The sequence below is a fragment of the Pseudomonas kielensis genome (genome assembly GCF_014236655.1).
Lineage (GTDB): Bacteria > Pseudomonadota > Gammaproteobacteria > Pseudomonadales > Pseudomonadaceae > Aquipseudomonas > Aquipseudomonas kielensis.
The window spans coordinates 1-678 of the sequence record NZ_JACMYG010000098.1; the positions used below are offsets into that span (position 1 = coordinate 1).

The window sequence follows — 678 nt, forward strand, 5'->3', positions numbered from 1 at the left end:
GTAACCGTCCGGCCAGTACCCACTCCTGAGAGCCTCCAAAATTAGCAAAAATAGTGTCCATCATTTTTTAGTGGACGCTATCTTGGATATCATTGCCCCAGCCCGTCGACCCGGTCGCCGCCCCAACTTCCCGCCAGAGTTCAAACGCAAAGTTGTCGAAGCCACGTTCCAGTCTGGCGCCTCCGTGTCGTTGATCGCTCGCGAACATGACGTCAATGCCAACCTGGTGTTTCGCTGGCGGCAGCAATATCAAGAGGGCTTGTTCGGCCCGGTCAGCCAGAGTGCAACGCTTTTGCCTGTCCAGGTGATCGAGGTGCCAATAGATTTACCGCAAGTCATTCAGTCACCGCCAGAGTGTCATTCCGTGATCGTTGTTGAGGCGGGAAAAGCCAAGCTGCGCATCACTGGCACGCCAGATCCGCAGACGCTGCAAGCCGTCTTGCAGCAGTTACTGCGATGATTGCCCCGCCCGCTGGAACCCGCATCTGGATCGCTGCCGGTGTCACGGACATGCGCCGTGGCTTCGATGGGTTGGCGGCATTGGTGCAGACTCAGCTTGAAGCCGATCCGTTCTCCGGTCAGATCTTTGCTTTTCGCGGACGGCGCGGTGACCGGATCAAATTGCTATGGTGGGACGGCGACGGGTTGTGTCTGTTTTGCAAACGGTTGGAACAAGGA

The 678-nt window shown here is 57.1% G+C and carries 2 protein-coding genes; both read left to right on the forward strand.

The annotated features are described in order from the left end of the window. Positions 1 to 82 precede the first annotated feature (82 nt). Complete coding sequence (tnpA, locus tag H7995_RS28170; RefSeq protein WP_057978966.1) at positions 83 to 460, forward strand: IS66-like element accessory protein TnpA; 378 nt, start codon at positions 83 to 85, stop codon at positions 458 to 460. Then, positions 457 to 678: IS66 family insertion sequence element accessory protein TnpB (gene tnpB / locus H7995_RS28175; RefSeq protein WP_185819333.1), on the forward strand; the 222-nt coding region annotated here is incomplete at its 3' end. The genes tnpA and tnpB, both read left to right, overlap by 4 nt.